Origin of the sequence: Streptomyces phytophilus, assembly GCF_013870535.1 — a bacterium.
Classification (GTDB): Bacteria; Actinomycetota; Actinomycetes; order Streptomycetales; family Streptomycetaceae; genus Streptomyces; species Streptomyces phytophilus.
Map to the genome: position 1 here is coordinate 1 of NZ_JACBXC010000794.1, position 2,861 is coordinate 2,861.

General features: G+C 71.4%; 2 protein-coding genes and 1 pseudogene. All 3 read right to left on the minus strand.

Annotation, left to right across the window (positions count from 1 at the left end):
- Nucleotides 1-1,282: pseudogene (locus H5J30_RS25355) on the minus strand (uroporphyrinogen-III synthase); the annotation flags it as partial.
- A gap of 74 nt (nt 1,283-1,356) precedes the next feature.
- On the minus strand, nt 1,357-2,139 hold the full coding sequence (locus tag H5J30_RS25360; protein WP_181789671.1) for an arylamine N-acetyltransferase family protein: 783 nt from the start codon (nt 2,137-2,139) through the stop codon (nt 1,357-1,359).
- A gap of 47 nt (nt 2,140-2,186) precedes the next feature.
- Nucleotides 2,187-2,861: acyl carrier protein (locus H5J30_RS25365; protein ID WP_258563531.1), on the minus strand; the 675-nt coding region annotated here is incomplete at its 5' end.

Below are 2,861 nucleotides of genomic sequence, written 5' to 3' on the forward strand. Positions count from 1 at the left end.
GGTGCACGGACGGCTCCGGCGCCATGACGTCGACGCGCAGCCCGTGCTCCTCCGCGGTCTTCGCCGTGGCCGGCCCGATACAGGCGATGACCGTGACGTTGTGCGGCTTGCCGGCGATGCCGACGAGGTTCCGCACCGTCGAGGACGACGTGAACAGCACGGCGTCGAACCCGCCGCCCTTGATCGCCTCGCGGGTCTCGGCCGGCGGCGGCGACGCGCGCACCGTGCGGTACGCGGTGATGTCGTCGACCTCCCAGCCCAGGTCCTTGAGACCGGCCACCAGCGTCTCAGTGGCGATGTCCGCGCGCGGCAGGAACACCCGGTCGATCGGGTCGAAGACCGGGTCGTACGGCGGCCAGTCCTCCAGCAGCCCGTGCGAGGACTGCTCGCCGCTGGGCTGCAGGTCGGGGCGTACGCCGAACTCCACCAGCGCCGCCGCCGTCTGCTCGCCGACCGCGGCGACCTTGATCCCGGCGAACGCGCGGGCGTCGAGCCCGTACTCCTCGAACTTCTCCCGCACCGCCTTGACGGCGTTGACGGAGGTGAAGGCGATCCACTCGTACCGCCCGGTGACCAGGCCCTTGACCGCCCGCTCCATCTGCTGCGGAGTACGCGGCGGCTCGACGGCGATGGTCGGCACCTCGTGCGGCACGGCACCGTACGAGCGCAGTTGCTCGGACAGCGACGCCGCCTGCTCCTTCGTCCGCGGCACGAGCACGTGCCAGCCGAAGAGCGGCTTGGACTCGAACCAGGCCAGCTGCTCGCGGCGGGCCGGCGCGCTCTGCTCGCCGACGACGGCTATGACCGCCTGCCCGGCGTCCGGCGACGGCAGCACCTTCGCCGACTTCAGCACCTGCGCGACGCTGCCGAGCGTGGCGCTGAACGTCCGCTGCCGCGTCGTCGTGCCCGCGAGCGTGACCGTCATCGGGGTGTCCGGCTTGCGTCCCGCGGCGACCAGTTCGCGCGCGGCCGCCGCGGTGGCCTCCAGGGACGTCTGCACCACGAGCGTGCAGTCGCTGGCGCCCGCCTCGCCCCAGATCTGCTCCGAGGCGGTCGCGGCGTCCACGACGCGCACGTCCGTACCCTGCGGGTCGTGCAGCAGCACCTCGTCGGCCGCGTTCTTCCAGAAGTACTCGCCCGACGGCTCGCCGATCTTCCCGATCGGCTCGCTCACTCCCGCGACGGACAGGATCCGGGCCCCCTCGCCGTCGAACGCCACGGCCCGCGGCATGGGGTACGCCTGCGGCCACCGCTCCACCGCGGTCACCCGCCGGCCGCGCTCCGCGAGCAGCAGCGCGAGCACCTGCCCCACGGGCCCGTACCCGACGATCAGTACGTCGCTGTGCTCCGCCACGGTCAGCCCCGTCCGTTGAGCACGAGGTCGACGACCTCCTCGAAGGCCGCCGGCCTGGCGAGGACACGTACCTCTTCCTTGCCGTCCTCCACCCGCACGTACCGCTTGCCGATGAGCACCATCTGCCCGTTCTCGAACGCCCGGCTGTGCACCCGGGTGCCGAGGAGCACCTCCTCCAGCGGGAAGTCCGCGAGCCTCTCGACCAGCCCCGACCAGTCGGCCAGGTCCCGGTACTCCAGGAGGAACTTGAACAGCGGGCTCCAGTCCGCCCCCTGCGGCCGGCGCTGCACGAGGTGGTAGCCGTCCTCCTGGAAGAGGATGCGGTAGTCGACGCCGTACTGCGTCTGGACCTCGTCCGTGACCTTCAGCGGCTCCAGGAACGTCGGCCCGGCCAGCCCGACGTCCACGAGGTAGTGGTCGCCGTCGAGCAGCACGCAGTTGAAGATGTGCTCGAAGTCCGGGCCGAAGCTGCCGTTCACCTGGAGCACCGCGCCGGACAGGATCCGCGCGTCGTACCCCAGCTCGGTGAGCAGGCGCCGCATGAGCCCGTTCAGCTCGTAGCACACCCCGCCGCGGCCGCCTTCGACGATCGCGTCGAACACGGCGTCGTCGTCGATCTCGACGTCTTCGAGCACGTCGACGCCGCGCTTCGCGTCCGCGTTGAGCGAGTTGTCGAACGGGATGGAGACCAGATGCCCTTTCTGGATCTTCCGCAGGTTCTCGACGCTGGGCTCGGTGGAGCCGGTGTATCCGATCCGCGCCAGGTAGCGCTCGGTGCTGAACATGGGACCTGGTCCTGCCTTCCTGTCTGAGGGGTACGGCGCGACGCGGGTCACGCGTCCGCGGCCGCGAGTTGCTTGAGCACGTGTTCGGCGATGTACGCGGGCGTCGGGTAGTCGAAGAGCAGCATCGGATCGAGCGCCAGGCCGGTGGCGTCGACCAGGCGGTTGCGCAGCTCGACGGCCGAGAGGGAGTTGAAGCCCAACTCGAAGAACGGGCTGTCCTCGCCGAGTTCGTCCTCGAACAGCTCGTCCGGGGCCTGCTCGCGCCGGGCCGCCTCCGCCTCGGCGACGATCAGCTGCACGAGCGCCTCGTTCTGCTCGCTCTCGGTCAGGCCCTCCAGCCGGGACCTGAGCCCCCGCCGCGCGGAGGCCAGGGCCGCGGCGTCCTCCTGGGAGCGCTCGGGCTGCGGGGACCGGGGATCCGGGGTCGTCTCTTTGACGGTCATGCCGTCCTCCAGCCAGTAGGTCCGGTGTTGGAAGGGATAGGTGGGAAGGGGGATGGGGCGGCCGTGCGGAGGGTGGGGTGCGGGGTGGGGGAGGTGGCCCGCGGTGTGGAGGCGGGCGAGCGCGGCGGTGAGGGCGTGGGGTTCGGGGGCCTTGGGCTGGAGGGTGGAGCAGAACGCGAGGGTGCCGGTGCCGCTGCCCTCGGCGGTGGTGAGGGTTTGTTGGGTGAGGGTGGTGAGGGTGGTGTCGGGTCCGGCTTCGAGGTAGGTGGTGACGCCTGC